Source organism: Aquimarina ulvae, from assembly GCF_053613295.3.
Genome location: NZ_JBSIBP030000004.1, coordinates 88774 through 108731, shown reverse-complemented (window position 1 = coordinate 108731; position 19958 = coordinate 88774). Strand labels below are relative to the sequence as shown.

General features: G+C 30.9%; 17 protein-coding genes. 9 read left to right on the top strand and 8 right to left on the bottom strand.

Annotated elements, in window-relative coordinates:
- Nucleotides 1–56: 56 nt before the first annotated feature.
- The 6 genes from carB (at nucleotide 57) to ACWGOQ_RS10240 (ending at nucleotide 7271) form a co-directional block, all read left to right on the top strand.
- The gene (gene carB, locus ACWGOQ_RS10265; RefSeq protein WP_452058288.1) at nucleotides 57–2909 is read left to right on the top strand and encodes a carbamoyl-phosphate synthase large subunit; all 2853 of its coding nucleotides are present in this window, start codon (nucleotides 57–59) and stop codon (nucleotides 2907–2909) included.
- A 124-nt stretch (nucleotides 2910–3033) separates the two neighbouring features.
- The gene (locus tag ACWGOQ_RS10260) at nucleotides 3034–3972 is read left to right on the top strand and encodes a class I SAM-dependent methyltransferase (RefSeq protein WP_452058289.1); all 939 of its coding nucleotides are present in this window, start codon (nucleotides 3034–3036) and stop codon (nucleotides 3970–3972) included.
- Between the two features lie 18 nt (nucleotides 3973–3990).
- Nucleotides 3991–4968, top strand: a complete 978-nt coding sequence (locus ACWGOQ_RS10255) for a hypothetical protein (protein ID WP_452058290.1) — start codon at nucleotides 3991–3993, stop codon at nucleotides 4966–4968.
- Nucleotides 4968–6716, top strand: a complete 1749-nt coding sequence (locus ACWGOQ_RS10250) for a carbamoyltransferase family protein (protein ID WP_452058291.1) — start codon at nucleotides 4968–4970, stop codon at nucleotides 6714–6716. Before ACWGOQ_RS10255 ends, ACWGOQ_RS10250 begins: the two co-directional genes overlap by 1 nt.
- Nucleotides 6703–7110 (top strand): SxtJ family membrane protein, encoded by a 408-nt coding sequence (locus tag ACWGOQ_RS10245; RefSeq protein WP_452058292.1) that lies wholly within the window; start codon nucleotides 6703–6705, stop codon nucleotides 7108–7110. The genes ACWGOQ_RS10250 and ACWGOQ_RS10245 overlap by 14 nt, the downstream gene beginning before the upstream one ends.
- Nucleotides 7111–7112: 2 nt before the next feature.
- A complete protein-coding gene (locus tag ACWGOQ_RS10240; protein ID WP_452058293.1) occupies nucleotides 7113–7271 on the top strand; it encodes a DUF5989 family protein in 159 nt (52 codons plus the stop codon).
- On the opposite strand, the gene ACWGOQ_RS10235 is transcribed toward ACWGOQ_RS10240, so the two are convergent.
- Genes ACWGOQ_RS10235 through ACWGOQ_RS10215 form a run of 5 tightly spaced genes read right to left on the bottom strand, consistent with a single transcriptional unit; the run spans nucleotide 7263 to nucleotide 12610 of the window.
- Nucleotides 7263–8417: an SGNH/GDSL hydrolase family protein gene (locus tag ACWGOQ_RS10235; protein WP_452058294.1), complete on the bottom strand. Its 1155-nt coding sequence runs from the start codon at nucleotides 8415–8417 to the stop codon at nucleotides 7263–7265. The genes ACWGOQ_RS10240 and ACWGOQ_RS10235 overlap by 9 nt on opposite strands.
- A 58-nt stretch (nucleotides 8418–8475) precedes the next feature.
- Nucleotides 8476–9444: an acyltransferase family protein gene (locus ACWGOQ_RS10230; RefSeq protein WP_452058295.1), complete on the bottom strand. Its 969-nt coding sequence runs from the start codon at nucleotides 9442–9444 to the stop codon at nucleotides 8476–8478.
- A gap of 5 nt (nucleotides 9445–9449) precedes the next feature.
- Nucleotides 9450–10106: a methyltransferase gene (locus ACWGOQ_RS10225; protein WP_452058296.1), complete on the bottom strand. Its 657-nt coding sequence runs from the start codon at nucleotides 10104–10106 to the stop codon at nucleotides 9450–9452.
- Nucleotides 10107–10115: 9 nt separating this feature from the next.
- Nucleotides 10116–11636, bottom strand: coding sequence for a B12-binding domain-containing radical SAM protein (locus ACWGOQ_RS10220; RefSeq protein ID WP_452058297.1), 1521 nt, complete (start codon nucleotides 11634–11636; stop codon nucleotides 10116–10118).
- Entirely contained in the window at nucleotides 11636–12610 is a 975-nt protein-coding gene (locus ACWGOQ_RS10215) for an SGNH/GDSL hydrolase family protein (protein WP_452058298.1), read from the bottom strand. The genes ACWGOQ_RS10220 and ACWGOQ_RS10215 overlap by 1 nt, the downstream gene beginning before the upstream one ends.
- 298 nt (nucleotides 12611–12908) lie before the next feature.
- On the opposite strand from ACWGOQ_RS10215, the gene ACWGOQ_RS10210 reads away from it, so the two are divergent.
- Together ACWGOQ_RS10210 and ACWGOQ_RS10205 are read left to right on the top strand one after the other, a co-directional pair.
- Entirely contained in the window at nucleotides 12909–14027 is a 1119-nt protein-coding gene (locus ACWGOQ_RS10210) for an SGNH/GDSL hydrolase family protein (protein ID WP_452058299.1), read from the top strand.
- Nucleotides 14028–14030: 3 nt separating this feature from the next.
- Nucleotides 14031–15647: a glycosyltransferase family 39 protein gene (locus ACWGOQ_RS10205; RefSeq protein WP_452058300.1), complete on the top strand. Its 1617-nt coding sequence runs from the start codon at nucleotides 14031–14033 to the stop codon at nucleotides 15645–15647.
- A 14-nt stretch (nucleotides 15648–15661) separates the two neighbouring features.
- Here the strand turns inward: ACWGOQ_RS10205 and ACWGOQ_RS10200 are convergent, their stop codons facing one another.
- Nucleotides 15662–16723, bottom strand: a complete 1062-nt coding sequence (locus tag ACWGOQ_RS10200) for an SGNH/GDSL hydrolase family protein (RefSeq protein WP_452058301.1) — start codon at nucleotides 16721–16723, stop codon at nucleotides 15662–15664.
- Between the two features lie 81 nt (nucleotides 16724–16804).
- Here ACWGOQ_RS10200 and ACWGOQ_RS10195 point away from each other — a divergent pair, with 81 nt between their 5' ends.
- A complete protein-coding gene (locus ACWGOQ_RS10195) occupies nucleotides 16805–17671 on the top strand; it encodes a 2OG-Fe(II) oxygenase (RefSeq protein WP_452058302.1) in 867 nt (288 codons plus the stop codon).
- A 67-nt stretch (nucleotides 17672–17738) separates the two neighbouring features.
- On the opposite strand, the gene ACWGOQ_RS10190 is transcribed toward ACWGOQ_RS10195, so the two are convergent.
- Both ACWGOQ_RS10190 and ACWGOQ_RS10185 read right to left on the bottom strand, forming a co-directional pair.
- Nucleotides 17739–18878, bottom strand: a complete 1140-nt coding sequence (locus ACWGOQ_RS10190; RefSeq protein WP_452058303.1) for a lipopolysaccharide biosynthesis protein — start codon at nucleotides 18876–18878, stop codon at nucleotides 17739–17741.
- Nucleotides 18871–19920 (bottom strand): glycosyltransferase family 4 protein, encoded by a 1050-nt coding sequence (locus ACWGOQ_RS10185; protein ID WP_452058304.1) that lies wholly within the window; start codon nucleotides 19918–19920, stop codon nucleotides 18871–18873. The genes ACWGOQ_RS10190 and ACWGOQ_RS10185 overlap by 8 nt, the downstream gene beginning before the upstream one ends.
- Nucleotides 19921–19958: the final 38 nt, after the last annotated feature.

The following is a 19958-nucleotide window of genomic DNA, read 5'->3' as shown; positions in this document are numbered from 1 at the left end:
TTTTATATCTGGTCGATTCCTAAAAAAATATTTTAAATTTCAATACCAACATCAAAATGCCAAAAAACGAAAAACTCAAAAGTATATTGATTATCGGATCAGGACCTATTATCATTGGTCAGGCATGTGAGTTTGACTATTCTGGATCACAAGCTTTACGTTCCTTACGAGAAGACGGAATAGAAACCATACTGATCAATTCTAATCCTGCAACTATTATGACGGATCCTTCTATGGCGGATCACGTATATTTAAAACCATTGAATACCAAATCTATTATCGAGATTCTTAAAGCGCATCCTCAGATTGATGCTGTGCTACCGACAATGGGTGGACAAACTGCACTGAATCTTTGTATAGAAGCCGATGAAAAAGGAATTTGGAAAGATTTTGATGTAGAAATCATAGGTGTTGATATTGATGCTATTAATATTACTGAGGATAGAGAACAGTTTAGGGAGCTAATGCTCAAAATTGGGATTGGAATGGCTCCTCAGGCTACGGCGGGGTCTTATCTTAAAGGAAAAGAGATCGCTCAGGAGTTTGGTTTTCCTTTGGTAATTAGGGCATCCTATACGTTGGGTGGTGCCGGAGCATCTTTTGTATATAAAGAAGAAGAATTTGATGAATTACTGACTCGGGGATTAGAGGTTTCTCCTATTCATGAAGTAATGATTGATAAGGCATTGATAGGTTGGAAAGAATATGAATTAGAATTACTGAGAGACGCTAATGATAATGTGGTGATTATTTGCGCTATAGAAAATATGGATCCAATGGGTATCCATACAGGAGATTCTATCACCGTTGCGCCAGCAATGACACTTAGTGATAAAACTTACCAACGTATGCGTGATATGGCGATTCATATGATGCGTAGTATTGGTGATTTTGCAGGTGGATGTAATGTTCAGTTCGCAGTTAGTCCAGATGAAAATGAGAATATTATTGCCATAGAAATTAATCCACGTGTGTCTCGTTCTTCCGCATTAGCTTCTAAAGCGACTGGATATCCAATTGCCAAAATAGCAGCAAAATTGGCTATTGGATATACATTGGATGAATTAGATAATCAGATTACAAAATCCACTTCGGCTTTATTTGAGCCAACACTAGATTACGTGATTGTAAAAATTCCTCGCTGGAACTTTGATAAGTTCGAAGGTTCTGATCGAAGACTGGGACTTCAGATGAAGTCAGTAGGAGAGGTTATGGGAATTGGACGCTCTTTCCAGGAAGCACTGCATAAAGCGACACAATCCCTAGAAATTAAACGAAATGGTCTCGGTGCCGATGGAAAAGGGTATAAAGATTATGATCAGATCATAGAAAAACTAACGTATGCCAGCTGGGATAGGGTATTTGTAATTTATGATGCCATTCAGATGGGAATTCCACTAAGTAGAATACACGAGATTACTAAAATTGACATGTGGTTCTTAAAACAATATGAAGAATTACATCTATTAGAAAAAGAAATCTCTACCTATTCTATTCAATCATTAACAAAGGATTTAATTCTTGAAGCAAAACAGAAAGGATTTGCCGATAGACAGATCGCCCATATGGTTGGTTGTTACGAAAGCGAGATATATAACAAAAGAGATGAATTAGGAATTAACAGGGTGTACAAATTAGTGGATACTTGCGCGGCTGAGTTTCAAGCCCAAACTCCTTATTTTTACTCCACGTTCGAAGCCGCTATTGAAACTCCTGACGGAGAAGTAAGTGTTGCGAACGAAAGTGTGGTAACTGATAAAAAGAAGATAGTTGTATTAGGCTCGGGTCCTAATCGTATCGGACAAGGAATTGAATTTGATTACTGCTGTGTTCACGGAGTTTTAGCATCTGCAGAATGCGGGTACGAAACCATTATGATCAATTGCAATCCTGAAACAGTTTCTACAGATTTCGATACTGCAGATAAATTATATTTCGAACCCGTTTTCTGGGAACATATTTATGATATCATTAGACACGAGAAGCCAGAAGGTGTTATCGTTCAGTTAGGTGGACAAACTGCCTTGAAGCTTGCAGAGAAATTAGATCGATACGGAATAAAAATTATCGGAACAACCTATCAATCACTAGATTTAGCAGAAGATAGAGGAAGTTTTTCAACCTTGTTAAAGGAGAATAATATTCCTTATCCTGAGTTTGATACCGCTGAAACTGCCGATGAAGCGCTGGCTGTGGCTGATCGTTTGGATTTCCCAATATTAGTACGTCCATCCTATGTATTAGGTGGTCAGGGAATGAAGATTGTAATCAACAAAAAAGAATTAGAAGAGCACGTAGTGGACTTACTACGGAAAATACCGAACAATAAGTTATTACTGGATCATTATCTGGATGGAGCGATCGAAGCAGAAGCAGATGCCATCTGTGATGGAGAGAATGTATACATCATAGGTATTATGGAGCATATAGAACCTTGTGGAATACATTCTGGAGATTCTAACGCTACGCTACCACCGTTTAACTTGGGAGAGTTTGTAATGCAGCAGATCAAAGATCATACGCATAAAATTGCTTTAGCACTAAACACTGTTGGGTTAATAAATATACAGTTTGCAATTAAAGATGATATCGTTTATATCATTGAAGCAAATCCAAGAGCGTCCAGAACAGTACCGTTTATTGCAAAAGCCTATGGAGAGCCTTATGTAAATTATGCAACAAAGGTAATGTTAGGAGAAAAGAAGGTTACAGATTTTGATTTTAAACCACATCTTGATGGATATGCAATCAAACAACCAGTATTTTCTTTTAATAAATTTCCAAATGTAAATAAGAAACTAGGACCAGAGATGAAAAGTACAGGAGAGAGTATTTTATTCATTGATGATCTTAAAGATGACCAATTTTATGATCTATACGCAAGACGTAAGATGTATTTGAGTAAATAAGTTTTTTATGATATTAACTGAAAATCCTATTAAGTACTAATTAGTATTTAATAGGATTTTTCTTTATTAGAAGTTGAATTTAGTTTAGATTTAGCTTGTGCTAATTTGAATTAAATAGTTATTTATGGATTGGAGGATTAAAGCTACATTACAAAAAATGCTTTCATTATCTAAAATAGGAGACAAACTAAATCATGTTCCAGCCACGCTTCATAAAAATTATCATTCTAACGTAGTTAAATATCAGTTGAATGAATGTTTACGGAAATTTAATTATACAGACTTAGATTTAAATAAAAAATGTAAAGCATTAGAAATAGGAACTGGATACTCCATGATTTCACCTATTATCCTGTATTTATTAGGCTTTGAGAAGATTATTACTGTTGATATAAATAAAGATGTACGATTTAACACATTCAAGAAACAAATCATTTTTCTAAATGATCCGGTTTTTATAGAACAACTTTCGAATCATGGAATTTATACAAGAAATATTATTCAGAAAAAAATAGATAGTATCTTGAATCTTAATAACCTTGAAGATGTATTATCTTTTTGCAATATTCATTATATTGCTCCATATACGTTCGATCTTATAGAGGAGGAAGAAAAAAGCTTTGATTATATAAGTTCTCAAGTTGTTTTTGAACATATTTTTCCAGAATTTTTAGAAAGTCTTTTTAAAAAGCTGAAAATTTGGTTGAAAAAGGATTGTTTTACCGTTCATACGGTCAATTTTATTGATCACTACGCAAACCCTGGTATTTTTGAAGATAAGAATATTTCTGAATTCAATTTTTTGAGATTTTCTGATGCTTATTGGAAATTTTGGTCTGGAAATTCAATAGCTTATACAAATCGTCTATCTTATCTTTATTACTTAGATATGTTCGTGGAGAATGGTTTAAATGTACTTGATTTTATTGGAGAAAATTATAGGATACGTAAGGAACTAAATCCTGAATTGATACATAATGATGTAATTAATAAATATGTTTCAAGACCAGAATCAATAGAGTTAACTAAGTTTCAAAGAGGAACATTTATCGTGAAAAAATAAAAGCAAATATTTTTGAAATTGAGAAGGATTTTAAGATTGTTTTATCAAACATTGATTATTTTGACTATTGTCGCTTTTCTTTTTGAAGTCTCATACAGGTTTTATGTCATAGATTTTTACAAAGTAGAGTTTTCAAGTCTAAATAAAGGGCTATATAAGGAATCAGAAAATATAGATTATTTAATTATTGGAGATTCATTTTCTACGTATCCTAACAATTATATAGATTTTATACGTAAGAAATATCCAGAAAAAAAAATTATAAATCTAAGTATACCAGGCACTGGGATAAAGCAGGTGAATAGTTTTATTAAATCTAAAATAGAAAAATACAATCCAAAAAATATTATATATCAGGTATATGCAGGTAATGATCTCATTGATGTAAAACACTTATCAAATTGGAATGAGTTATCTATACCCAGAAGTTTATATTGGAAACTTTCTGATTATTTTCAGTCAGGTGTTTATTTAAACCAGCGTTTAAAAAAGTACAATCCAAATATTAAAACATCATATTCTGATAAAAGTGAATTTTCGTCCGAACGATATAACCCTAGAGAAGTTTTGCTTTTCAAAGTAAATAATGAGTTTCTTTATAAAAGCATTGTGTTAAAAGATGACTTTAGGGATAGATATAATATTTGGAAAAAAGAGATGACTAGCTTTTTGGGTACTACTTCAAAAAATAGTAATGTGTTCGTTTTTTTTATTCCACACTGTGCACAACTTAATAACTATTATTTATCAAACATGAAGGGGCTTCAAGGGAGTTTTAGTGATGTTAATTATTTTCAAAATATTGATTACCCATTTTACTTAACTGCCAAATCAGATTTTGAAGGTCTTAAAAATGTAACATTTCTAAATCCAATTTTATATCTTAGACAAAAGGATCAGGAATTTAATCGATTGTATTTTAAGAATGATCCTCATTTAAATGCTAGAGGGCAGGAGGAGATTTTTAATTTTTTAGATAATTCAATTTTTAATTAATGTACATACTCGGAATTTCTGCTTTCTACCATGATTCTGCATGCTGTTTGCTTAAGAATGGTCAAATTATAGCAGCTGCTCAGGAAGAACGATTCACCCGAAAAAAGCATGATCCTTCATTTCCCAATGAAGCTATCAATTTTTGTCTTAAGGAAGCTGGAATAGAAATATCCTCCATATCATTAATAGTGTTTTATGAGAAACCATTTTTAAAATTTGATAGAATAATAAATTCAATCCAATCTAATACACCGTTGGCATTTAATTTTTTTAGAAAGTCAATAAAAACTTGGACTAAGACAAAGCTTTGGATCCCTGCAATCATCAAAAAGGAATTACAATACTCAGGTAAAATTTTATTTTCGGAACATCACGAATCTCATGCGGCTGCTACTTTTTTTACCTCACCATTTTCGGAAAGTGCTATTGTAACTATTGATGGAGTAGGAGAAAAGGCCTGTACTACGATCGCGGTAGGAAAAGAAAACCAAGTTACTATCCTAAAAGAGCAACATTATCCGCATTCTTTTGGATTATTATACAGTGCGTTTACTCAATATTGTGGTTTTAAAGTAAATTCAGGTGAATACAAATTGATGGGGTTGGCTCCTTATGGTAAACCAATATATAAAGAATTGATTTTGGAACACTTTGTTTCTATTTCGGATAGAGGAGAAGTGAATCTTGTTCTAAAATATTTCTCTTTCGATAAAGGAAAGTCAACAATTAATAAGGCTTTTTGTGAAGTATTGGGAAAAAAATCCAGAAATGTAGATGAAGAAATGACTTCTTTTTATTGTGACATAGCAAGTTCCATACAGTCTATTACTGAGGATTTTTTACAAACTATCACCAAGTATTCAAAGAAAGTTACCGGGATGGAAAATTTATGCCTTTCTGGAGGAGTAGCTTTAAACTGTAAAGCAAATGGTGAACTGATTAAGAAAACTAGTTTTAAAAATATATGGGTACAACCAGCATCGGGTGATGGAGGAGGAGCAATTGGAGCTGCTTTTATCGGATATTACCATTATTTAAAAAAAGATAGGGAATATATAAAAGATGATTTGTCAAGCCAGGCGTATTTAGGAATAAGTTATGATGACGAGGCTATCGTTACTGTTTTAAAGAAGCATAAGGTAGTGTATACGAGAAAAAATGATGATCAACTTTGTGACGATGTGTCTACAGCTTTACAAAACAAACAAATAGTAGGCTGGTTTCAGGGTAAGATGGAATTTGGTCCCAGAGCTTTGGGAAACAGAAGTATTTTAGCAAGTCCTTTATTTGAGGATATGAAAAAACACGTGAATATGAGTATTAAAAAAAGAGAAGGTTTCCGACCTTTTGCACCTATTGTGCTAGCTGAGAAAGCACAAGATTGGTTTTCTAATATAACGCCATCAAAATATATGTTATTTACTTTTAACAGCAATAAAGGAAACGTGATTCCGTCTTGCATTCACGAAGATGGAACTGCCCGAGTTCAAACACTAGCTAAAGATGAAAATCCATTATTACATCGATTAATTAGTTCATTTGATCAAAAAACCTCCTGTCCAGTGTTAATTAATACCTCATTTAATGTAAGAGGAGAACCTATTGTAGCTTCTCCATTAGATGCACTGAAGTGTTTTTTTCAAACAGAAATGGATGTGCTAGTACTTGGTAATTATGTGATTGATAAAAACAACAATACAAATGTGACCACAATTCTTACTAAACAAATACATTATGAATTGGATTAAAAGTAATTTCAGTATTGTAAAGAAAAATAGTTTGGATAAAAAAAAGCAAAAACAATTCGGAGGATTAGTTACTGTATTCCTTTTAGCGGTATATTTTGTGTCAGTTTACAAGAATGGATTAGTCTTTAATGATAAGCAAATTATTACATTAGTTAGCGCTATAGTGTTAGGTGGATTGGTATTGCTACGTCCCGTAATTATTTTTCCTTTTTTATTTATATGGTTATTTCTGGGAAATATTTTGGGGGAGATTAGTTCTTTTATTATTTTAGGGATTGTTTATTACTTATTATTTACCCCAATTTCTTTTTTTTTAAAGATGAAAAGAAAAAAAAATGATCATATAGGGTGGTTAGATAAGAACGGTAATATTGATTATGAAAAACTGTATTAACTATGAATAAATCAGGAATTTTTTTAGAATTTATAAGGTTTTTGTTACAACAAAAGAAGTACTGGTTAATTCCTATAATTATTGTTTTAGTATTACTAGGAGCGTTAATGCTTTTTGCAGAAAACTCTGTGCTTTCACCATTTGTATATACGTTATTCTAAGAGCTGGTATTTTTTGCTTAAAAGAGGTTTTAAATACACCATAATATTTTTAGCTACTATTAAATTACCGTATTCTCCCGTATGACAAAAATCTGTGTAAATTGTTCTAGTTTTTTTATTGAAAGCGTTACTGATATCTATAAACGTACTGTCTTCTATTAACAACGAATCTCTTTTTATATGGTCGTAAGAAATGTCATAAAGATTTTTGTAATAACTATGATCGTCGGCTAAAATTTCTTCAGCATTTGTCAGTTGTTTTTTGGAATAAATTACTGGCTGAACAAAGTTGAAAGTTGTATAGTTGTATGTATTATCTAATGCTTTTGATAATTTTACATAATTTACATACGTTTCTGCTACTTCTTTTGCTAATTCGTTGGAACGGGTATCTAATTTAGGATAAAATTTTCCGGTTAACAGTTTAGCTCTCAGCGTTTTGGTAAGTCTAATGATATTACTAGAGGTAATAAACAACTGAATTCTTTTTTTATAATCATAGCCGAGATTAAATTCTTTTATCCGATTATATGCATTTGTTGGTAACCCTGCTTCATTATTTTGATGAGCAGAAATAACTTCATTCACACCATCATAGAAAATCACAATATCAGGAATGTTGTTTTTAGTAATTTCGCGTTGTAATTGCACATTTTCCATAGCTCTCGTATATCCATGACATCCAAAATTGGTAATTTCTATATTTAGGTCTGGATACGATTTATAAATTAATTTTGAAAGCTCTGATGGGATCGTAAATTCATCTCTCGAACCTCCACCGAACATGGTCGAACCTCCAAAACAAAATATGTTTATAGCCGTAGTAGAATCTTTTAAATTAAGATTTAATGTTTTGCGAATTCCTTTGTTAGAAATAGTATGGTGCTTACCATTCATTTTTTTTAGTCGATATCCAGTATAAGGATCCCATTGCATATATTGCACTCTTAGTTCTTGAAAAATTTCTTTAACAATTTCAGGTTCTAAATCTCCATATACACCAGAGTCAATTCTTTTTTGGGTATTTTCATCGATTCCACTGGTGTCATTATAAAAATAAAAAACACCTAAAAGAACCTCTAATAATACAATTACGATAATAACATTACGTGATGCTACAAATATATATTTAGCCCATTTTTTCATTTAGGTAATTTTAGAGTCTAAAAGTTCGAGTTTACTTAATTTCATAATAGAGTAATAATTATACCAAGTATTTAAAAAACCGTTGTTTTAATTTAATTAAAGCCAAGGAGACACCTACTGATATTATAATGGTTATTAGTGTAAGTACTGTTGGTTCGAATTTAAAGAATTTAAAAAGTATAAAAATAACCAACGGGTGTACAAGGTATATGGCTATCGAAAAAGATGATAACAGCTTACTGTTAATATTAGACCTTATTGCAAATACAAAAGGAACCATTAGAAGGATTGGACCTACTAATAAAAATGATATGTGCATATTAAGAACAACATTATAAGTTAAGTAGTGATAATTTATTAAACTATCCAAAGCAACCAATACAATGCTTACTATTAATAAAATGAGTGTTTGTGTTTTATTAAGTTTGGTATGAAAGTTTGTTTTTCTAATCACATATCCAATATTCAAAAAAGGAAGTCCATAAAATAAAAAATTTCGATGTAATGGGGGAAAATTCATTGCTTTATCTATCAAAGGTATACTATTAGCTATATGAAACTTTCCAATATATTGAATACTAACTCCTATTACAAATAAAAAAAAAGCCATTATTAATAATGTAATATTGGATAATTTTTGAAGTTTGTACAATAAGAATCCAGCAATTAATAGCGCAATTAAATACCATAAATGATTGAATCCATATAAAAGCGTTTGCAGAATTTTAATAGGGTTAGGATTTTTAAAATCTATCCAAAAATAGCTATAAATCAACATCCAAATTAGATAAAGTAACCCAACTCTTTTTATCCATTTTTTCATCCCTTTTTTTTTGAAAACATCGAATAAGAAGAAGCCATTAATGCAAAAAAATAATGGAATTACTATTTTAAAAATACCATTAGAAGTAATTTGGTATAGTATTTTATTATAATCAAACAAGAAGCGACAGTGTAAACCAATAACTAATAATGCAGCAATTATTTTGATAATATCTAGTAATATATTTCGCGAATTGATTTGCAAATTGATTATAATTTTTGAATGTTAAAAATAAAGTTTTTCTCTCTAACAATGCTTTTCTTAAAGATAAGATCAAACTCAAGTCTGTTATTAATAGCTAACTCTTTGATATACCTAATATCACAATCTTCGGATAATATCATCCAGGTATTTGGCGCGATATGTTTTGGAAGCTGTGAAAATAGTTTTTTAAAATACTCAAAATTCTCGCCGCAATACCAAGCACGTTCTTTATCATTTTTTGGTGTCCTAGGATAATAAGGAGGATTAATAACAATGTAATCAAGGGGTTGTGGTATCATCTTATCAAAAAGGTCGGATTGGAGTATGTTGATCTCTAAGTTATTATCTATAGAAGCTTCTTCGAGCGATTTAATAGCGATTGGATTAATATCGGATGCGATTACATTTGCTCCTTTAGAAGCTGCGAACAGTGAAATAATTCCAGAACCGCAACCTAATTCCAGAAAAGATTTTTTTTCCAGATCCAAAGGGTTTAAATAGTCTAATAGAACTTTAGTACTTATAGTAAAATGAGGAGGGAATACCTCAGGATGTATAGCGACTTTAATGCCTTTATATTCATAGGTTCTATGCCTTAGATGATAGGTGTCGAATGCAAATTTTGCTAAAGGAAATATAGCTTTTTTAATTCTTTTTAGCATAGTATTTGGTTATTCTGAGTAAAAACCTTCAATTTCTGGTTGACGATATTTCCAGATTTTATGAAGTATTTTTATTTCATACGGAAATTTATAAAATTGATATTTAAAACGGTATCCCGATACTAGTTTAAGTAACCATTTCTTATAGCCTTTTATTCTAAAATCAGAAGTAGTAGGATAATATCCGTTTAAAACCGTTTCGAAGTTTTGAATTTTATCGATCATATAGGGTTTGAGCCAAGGTGTTAAAGGGTTTTTGCGTAAATCAAATTTTTCCCAACTAGGATCGATCCATTCTTCTAAGGTTTGCGGGAATGAGAAACCGGCATCTACAATTTGTTGATATAATTCGGATCCCTCTGTGGGGACAGGACTGTATAAATATATAATTATTTCTGCATCAGGGTTGATGAATTTTATCTCTCTTATAAAATTAATGTCCCAAAGAATTTGTTCATATACTTTTTTCTCGTTATCGCCTGGGAGGCCTAATACAAAAGAAAGTTCGGGAATGATATCCACTTTTTTCATGCGCCCTACAAAATCCTTAATCATTTGACCACTTTGTGTACCTCCTTTGTTCATTTGTTTTAGGACTTCATCATTTCCGGTTTCTGCGCCTAAAAACATCATTCTACACCCTGCCTTACGCATTAAATGTAAATCTTCGTCAGTATATTTATTGATAGTATCAATTCTTCCTTCTCCCCACCATTGAATATCGTCATTTATTATGAGGTTGGAAAATTCTAAAACCCGCTTTCTTGATGTAAAAAAATTGTTATCGTGAAATTCTACAGCATCAATGTTGTACTTTTTCTTAAAATAAGATACATCTTTATATACCGTTGATGCAGTTTTGGCTTTCCATTTTGCATTATAGATGGGTACTACCGCACAAAAAGAACAAGTAAAAGGGCAACCCATACTAGAATGATATGCAAAAGTCTTTCTTCCCATAAATGTTTTAGCAAGATACCTTTCTAAAGGATAGAAGGTATTAAAATATTTATATGGATATGGAGGCAGGGAATCCTGATCTAATAACGCTTCTTTAACAGTCTGCACAATTTTATTATTTGTATCCCTATAGATAAGATTTCTAATGAACTGCAGTTGTTGATCACTTTTACCTTCTAATACATCTAACAACTGAGGGAAAGTATTGTCACCAGGCCCGTTGATGATATAATCCACATAGCCAGAGTTTAAGCATACTTTGTATTGATTAGATGCAAAATAACCACCCCAAATTGAGATAGAATCTGGATATAATTCTTTTATTTTTTTTGTGTAGGGAATAGCTTGTTTCAATTGAGGCCCCGGCATTATAGTAAGACAAAAATATTTAAATTCACCAGTGGCAAAATATCCGGAAATGGTCTTCCATGGATCAGATTCCATATTACCATCGATAAAAACATAATCATATGTTCCATGTATAGCAGCTCCTACCTGTATAATGGTGTTTGGCAATCTGTGCTTTGCATTCGCACTTCTAGGATTAAATATGATAATTTTATTGCTCATCATTCATTAAATATAACATGCTCATTTTGTAAAATAAAATCTTTTAATGCTTTTGCGAAAATAAGATTAGCTCTTCCGTTTGGATGTGGGTCTAATTCATTTACAATATAATTGGATAACTCTTTTTCTTTAAATAGAATTGATATGTCTAAAAAAAACAAATTATTTCTAATTGATAATTCTTTTATTTGTTGAACCCTTATAGGATCGTACACTAAATCTAAATAAAAAATAAGTCCTTTTATGTTGTTTTCTTCTAAAATTTGCTGAAGTTCTTTGAATTTGTCATTTACAAAGTTTAATTGATGTGATTCATAAATAATAGGCTTATAAGCAGGGCTAAAAAGTTTTATTTGCAATAGTTTCTTTAAATAAGAATCCCAAAACACGTTCTTTTTTGGTTTTATTCTAAATGTATCTAAAGAAAAATCAGTTCCAATCTTATAATGATCATTAGACGCACAAAAACCAATAACAACGAGGTCTGGATCGTATTGTAACGCTTCCTTCTTTAAAATTGTTATGTAATTATTTAATGCGTAACCAGAGACTCCAAAATTAAATACGTCATAGATTGTGTCCGAAGCTTTTTTATTTAAGATTTCTTCTGTTTTTATTACATACATTTCATCTTCCGAAACTCCGGTACCCATGGTAAAAGAATCCCCCAAAACAGCAATTTTATAAGCTTTTGAATTAGATGTATGATTACGGTCTCTAAAGCCTTCATTATTGGTGTGGAAATCGGCAAGTTTGTATTTTGTGTTTAAATTAGGTAGTAACTCGTATTTCAAACCATCAGTATCTGAATATTGTAATAAACCAGAATTGTCTAAAAGACTAAAAGAATTAACTTTAGAATAAGAAAAAGCAGCAGTTCCAAAAAAATAAATTCTTGAAAATATTTCTCCAAGAAAAAGCCCTAAAATCAACCCCAAGAAAATAGAAATAAATTTCAGCTTTAATTTTTTCATAACTAAAAATGATTTTCTGAATAAGCTATCTTTATTAAAGTTTTGATACTAGGCAGAAATTAACTTATTGTTAATCAACATGTGCATATGTTTTCTAAATAATATTCTACCTATGGTTGATTTTATTGAACGTTTAAATATAGTTATTAGATTTATGACATTAAATAGATATTTGCATAAAACATTAAATTTTAGTTATTATGATTCATGTGGTAGTGTAAATATTATATTTGTTTAGGTACTAGGTAAATTAATTTTACTGCATAATATTTATATGAAATTATTAAAAAATTAAGGCTTGACAAAAAAAATAATTTTTAAAAATATCAAAAGGCTACTATTTATTGGTGGAGGTACTTTTCTGTTATTAGAAGTTTCTTTGGCGATTTATATCCGTGTTGCTAATATAAAAATAGAGTTACCCACCTATTCGTTTGAAAACACTCAAAGTTTTTGGTTTGATAATAATAAAGATTTTGGTACAGCTCATTTGCCCAACCATTCGTATCGACAAAAAAAAACCTGCTTTGATATCCTGTATAAGACCAATTCACATGGTTTTAGAGATAAAGAACGAACGATTATATCAAAAGATGAAAGAGTACTTGTAATAGGAGATTCTTTTATGGAAGGAGTAGGGGTTGAACAAGAGGAACGTGTTTCGGATATGTTAGAAGCAGAAACAAAAATTCCTCATCTTAATTATGGAATAGCTGGAAATTTTGGGCCAACGCAATATTATATGCTCTACAAGACTTTAGCAAGTAAATATACTCACGATGCTATTTTAATTGGTATTTTGCCCTCCAATGATTTTATTGACGATGATTATGAAATAAATCTTCGTGTTGGAGGCAATAGATATAGGCCTTTTTTTAAGGGAAAATATCCTAATTATGATATGGTGTATTACCTAGACAGTCTTCATAAATCCAGTGTACTTCCAAAAAAACAAAAAAACAGTAGAAAACTTCTTAAGAATTTTACACACTCGTATAGTATGTATGCATATGTGAAAGCAAGACATAGAATTGCTGTGATACCTGAGGATAAAATATTATCAGAACACGAAGTGCCTTCATATTTTAACTATTCCAAAAAGCAATTGAATAGAATGAAATATGCGATAGAACAAATAAAGCACACTGCTGGTGAGAAACCGATAATGGTATTTACAATTCCAATTTATAAGGAAATTGTGGCTTATAGAGAGCATGATCAAAATCCACTTGGCAAAGATTTGAAAACTTTTTGTGATAGTATTAATGTTGAATATTTGGACTTACTTCCAGAAACAGATAATTTATCATTAGAAGCGTGCGAAATACTATTCTTATCCTGCGATGGACATTGGAGTAAAGCAGGGAACGCTTTCGCCAAAGAAAAAATTAAGTCATATTATAAATATTACCAGTAAAATATGAGATTATTGGATATTGGGAAGTATAAGGACCAGATCATGCTTTTGGTATTATGGATGTTACTGATTCTTATTATTAATCCTATTGGAGATTTTCCTTTAAACGATGATTGGTGTTATGCGAAGTCTGTTAAAACTCTTTTAGAAGAGGGATATCTTAAACTTTATAATTGGGGAGAAATGACCTTAGTTGGACACGTGTATTGGGGGTATTTCTTTACAAAAATTTTTGGTTTTTCATTCACAGTTTTGAGATGGTCTACTTTAATAATGGGATTCGCAACGATATTAGGGATATATGAGCTTTGTAAACTTGTCAAGATGTCTCGATGGATGTCATTATTTGCAACTGTTTTGTGTATGATGAATCCTATTTTTCTGTCGCTTTCATTTTCGTTTATGACAGATGTACCATTCTATTGTTTACTTGTTTGGGCTTTTTACTTCTTTGTAATGGCAATACAAACAGATAGATGGCAACCATTATTTATGGCAATTTTTGTTTGTTGTTGGGCATTCTTAATACGTCAGTTGGTATTAATTTTTCCATTAGTTTGGTTTATTACTATGGTGGCGGTTAAAAAGAAAAGTATTAGAAATTGGATTAAAGCAATAATGCCAGGATTAGTAATAATTTGTTTTTATTTTTTATTTTCCTATGTAATGGAATCCCAAGGATTATTACAAGAACGATATAATTCAAAATTTAATGATCTTATACGAAAAACCATCCATGTAGATGTAAGATTGTTTCTAGGAATATTTAGTTATATACTCATTAGTCTTTCTTACATAGGATTTTTGTTAAGTCCAATCCATATTTACTATATCGTAAATAATAAAATTAAAGGATATAAAATCTGGATGTTGCTATATACCTTTTTAATCACTGGTTTATTAATTAAATTTGGTAAAACAATTCCAAGTTTGCATAATATTTGGATCGATTTTGGGGTAGGCCCAACAACCTTAACTGATTATTCAGCTGATTATACTTTAAGCCCATCACCAACGGCACCAATGTTTTTCTGGTGGATCGTTACTGGTATAGGAGTTTTATCTAGTATATCCTTGTTTTTTAGGTTAAAGTCAATTATAGAAAACAAAATCAAAAACAAAGTAGTTCATCCCGAAGTACTATTCTCTTTGGTTTTTATGATGATTTATTTAATTCCATTTCTCATCGTTGGCCTCTATGATCGTTATTTATTACCACTATTTCCAATAATTATAATTTTCCTGCATGCTTATGATCAAACTGTACCCAATCGGTTATTTAAATATTTTGCTGTTGGATTTCTAGGACTAATGAGCCTTTTTTCTATATGTGCTACCCATGATTATTTGTCTTGGAATCGAGTTCGCTGGAATACTATTAATGCATTGATTGATTCTGGAGTTACAGTGGATAAAATTCAAGGAGGTGTAGAATTTGTAACCTGGTATCATTTCTCAGAAACTAAACAGCGCTGGTGGGAGGATGTAACACCTGTGTATAGTTTAGTATTTAGTCAAGATACGGGTAACCCAATATTTAAGGAATTGACGTATAATAGATGGTTGCCAGGAAAAGGAGTGATGTACGTTACTTATTGTGCGAGTTTGGAAGAAGAATAAGGTTAGGGTATTAGTCATTTTTTGTTTATTAAGACATTGTTAGTAAGATAGTCACCAATAATACGATGACCATTTACATTGATATGCAAATCTTGATCCCAATACACTTTTTCATTAGCGTTTTTTAGAGGTTTTTTTAGATCATAGTATTTTATTTGCTCCTTATCTAGCCAATCTCTTAAACTGAGGGTCAATTTTTTATTGATATTTATCGTTTCTTCGTCAAAATTAAAAAGAGATTGAACCTCATTTTTAAATAGTATGTTTGTTTCTAATTTAGAAGGTAATAGGGTAATTATTAATTCTATATTTTCTTGTTTGCATACTTCTTTGATTTCAGAAATATATTTTTTAGCAATATTCAGAGATCTTTCTTTATCATCCGAAAAATGTTTGAAATATAGTGTTTGGTCAAGACCTTGATTTGGAGGGATTTTCTTCTGCTCTTTAGAATGTAATTTTCTTTTAGATCGTATATAGATCGTTTTACATACATTACTTACACTAGTTCTATCATCCTCATATAGAAAAGTCTCTCTGAAATCATTACCAGTGAAAATGTTAATAAGATAAACATCTGGTTTTAAGTACTTGTATTTTTTTAGAAACCCTAAATAATTTCTGAAGGTATAATAACCCGTTCCTCCATTGATGCAATTGTAATATTGCGTATTATCTTTCGTATTTAAATTGTTTTCCCAGATATTTATAAAAGATTGCCAGTTGTGTTTTAGGACACCATCTGTATGAGAATCTCCTGTAACTAAAATACGATATTCATTATGCAGTTTTTGTTTTGTAATGTCTAAATCTTCTCTAAATCCTAAGTTATTAGTTCTTCGCTCAGTAGTTAATCTTTGATTAGGAGTACCCCAGTTATCATATATTTGTATGTTTGGTTGGTGCACAAACATGGCTATCGAATCGTATTGTAAATAAGCAATTTGATTTTCTCCTTTTAGTTTGAAAAAATTATTAATTTTATGTACACCAACAAAATAAGAAATAATAGAAATTATAAGTATTAATATAGAGAGAACAAATACATTAGTAAGAATCAATCGTAAAAGTTTCATGAATATTATTTCGATATTGCAAATAAAATTACACAAAGAAATTTGAACCATGGAAATAACTTTCCTTATTTTATTACATTTATGTCAATAAAAATTAAAGACGCCATACACCAAATGACTGTGGATTATCAAAAACGGTATGCATTACTACAAATTGACACTCAAAAATACCAGAGAGCTCAACCATATCCTCATATCGTTTATGATGATTTTTTAGACAAAAATGCTGCAGAAAAAGCATTATTAGTTTTTCCCAAAATTAAAGATGATGGCTGGATCCATTATGTGCATGTAAATGAGAAAAAACATGGGTTAAACAAATTAGATTTAATTCCTACTTTTATTAGAGAAAAAATAATAAAAGAATTAAATTCTACCCATTTTGTATCATATTTAGAAAAACTAACAGGAATTAAAAACTTAATCCCGGATGCCACTATTGAAGGTGGCGGCATTCATCAAAGTGAGAATGGTGGATATTTAAATATTCATGCAGACTTTACCGTGCACCCTCATAAAAAAACATGGAGACGTCGTGTTAATGTATTAATATATTTAAATAAAGATTGGCAGCATTCCTATGGAGGCGCATTAGAACTCTGGGAAAAAGATATGTCTAAGTGTGTTGTTAAAATTGAACCTGTTTTTAACAGAATGGTTATTTTTAACACTGAAGAAGACTCTTATCATGGCTTCCCTGACCCGATGCAGTGTCCAGATGACATCACAAGAAAATCAATTGCCTTATACTATTTCACAGAGGAAAAAAAAGGGTCCTTTAATCGAAGATCTACAAATTATAGGGCACGTCCGGATGACGGTTTTAAAGCGGTATATATTTGGATGGATAAAAAAATGATTGCAATTTATACCTGGCTAAAGGGAACTTTAGGAATCAATGACGATTTTATAAGTAAAATGCTCAATCTATTTCAAAAGAAGAAATAATAATTTGTTTTTTGTAGGTAAGCAAAGGACAATACAATATCCAAGACATCACTTTTAACTTCTATTCTCAAAAATACCTTCTGTTAAGCTTATAGGTAATTAGAATGATCCATTGTGTGATGCATACGCTACATAAGACCCCCATAATTTGATAGGTTTCTATTAAAAAGAAAATTAAACTTATATTTACAAAAAAGCCAAATATACTAATATAAATTATAGTTTGCTCCTTATAACTTTTAATGAGTTCTATAATGTTTAAAGTATAGAAGTAACAAGGTAAAGCAATAAATCCTCCCACAAAATAATATGCTGTAGTAAAGCCCAGTTTCACAAAATATTCCATAATGAACCAAATGGTAAATCCTCCCAATAGGGTTAGAGGCAGAGCTAAAGCATATAATTTATATTTCACCTTCTGCACGACTTTGTCTGATAGACGATAGACATGTTTTGTAAATGGAATAGTAATGTAAGCTGATAAAGCCTGTAACATTAGAAATGCAGTAATCAACAATTGATACTCGGCTAATTGTGATTTTTCTAAATAAAAATCTACCATATAAATATCCACTTTAGATATTAACCATCCACTGAGTCCAAGAAGAAAGAATGGAAAACCAGCTTTGAACTCTTGAAAGGAAATTTTAGCAGTAAAAGCCTCTTTCCAAAAATTCATTTGAATACTCAATGCGATTAACTTTGTTGTAGTTGCAATAACATACACTTTTAAAAATTTTTCTAGGTTAAAAATTTCAAAGTAAAAAATACTTCCAAAAATAATTACAAATGCTAAAATTTCTGCTAACAGCTGCGCGCTAAATTTTTGATGATATACGACTAAAGTACTTAATGAAGAGTATATAAATGTGAGCAAAACAAATAACACCGCCCAAAAAGCAATTGTTACCGGGAAAAACAAAAAAAATAACAATGAAAAAGGTAAAAGTAAGCTTCTAGATAAAAAATTACTAAAGAAAGTATGATACATTTTCCCTGGTTCTTTACTATATTCTCGTAATAAGTGATCTCTGTTTCCCCAACCAAGAATAAATGTTAGCAGGAAAACCCATAACATGACATTAATCAAACTTGCCCAATCTGTTTTTCCAAAGGTCTTAATACCAAAAACCACGATTAAAAAATTAAATGCAGGATTAGCAAATCCCTGAATAGTATTTACTCCTATTAATCTCAATCTACGCATAGTACAAATTCAGATAAGCTTTTATAGTAGCTGTTTCAGACCCTAACAGAATACGGTCTTTAGTTTTTGTTGGCTTTGCCAGTAATTTTTTTAAAGTTTCAATAAGTTGCACTTTATTTTCACAAATATTCCAATGTTGAGATGCTTTTGCCAGTCCCACATCATACGTAACCAGTTGCATTCCAGAATACAAAGCCTCTAAGAACACAAAGCCAAACGATTCGTAATGACTCGTATGTAATAGAATATTCGATTGCGCCATTTTCTTTAAAACTTCTTTTCTTTGGAGCTTACCTAGTAATGTAATTGTATTTGTAAGCCCTAAATGTTGAATCTTTAGTTTTATTTCATTTCGCAAAACACCATCACCAATAATACCAACGTTTAGGTTTTTATGCGTTTTAGAAATTGTTGAAATGATTTCTATAAAATCTGAATAATTCTTAATGGTATTTAATGAGCCAACACCTAAAATGTCAATGGTTCTTTCTTGTATTTCTGAAAACATATCAACATCTAGATGCCATGGAATAATAGTAGATTCTAAGTTGTAGGTTTTTAATAATGTCGCTTGATGATTCTGCGAAAGCGTGACTATTTTTACATTTGAATTTAACAAATATTTTGCATGAAAATTTGCAACCGTAGCATCTTGTCCCATCACGGTAGTAACATGGTTAATTTTATGTTTTTTAGCAAATCGCTCACCAATACTTGAACATTCGCCAATCCAAAAACTGTGAATCGTTTCAATACTCTCTTTTTGATGAATTTTTTTTAATGTTCTTAACACGCTTTTCCAGACCCAAAATTTCTTTAATTTTTTGCTCTGTCCATTGAACGGAATGATTTTAATGCCATACCAATCATATTCTTTTTTTGTGTGAGGAAACTGAAAGGTAAGTAATGTTAGTTTGGCTAGAGGTAATGCTTTTCTTAACGACTTTAGAAATATTTGTAAGGCAGGAATATTGGTAGAATCTTCTTCAGACTTTGCAAAACCAGGTGTTAAAAAAACAATATGTTGATTTTTGTTTCTCATAATATTAGATTGTGCATTTTTGAGATGACAATAGGTAT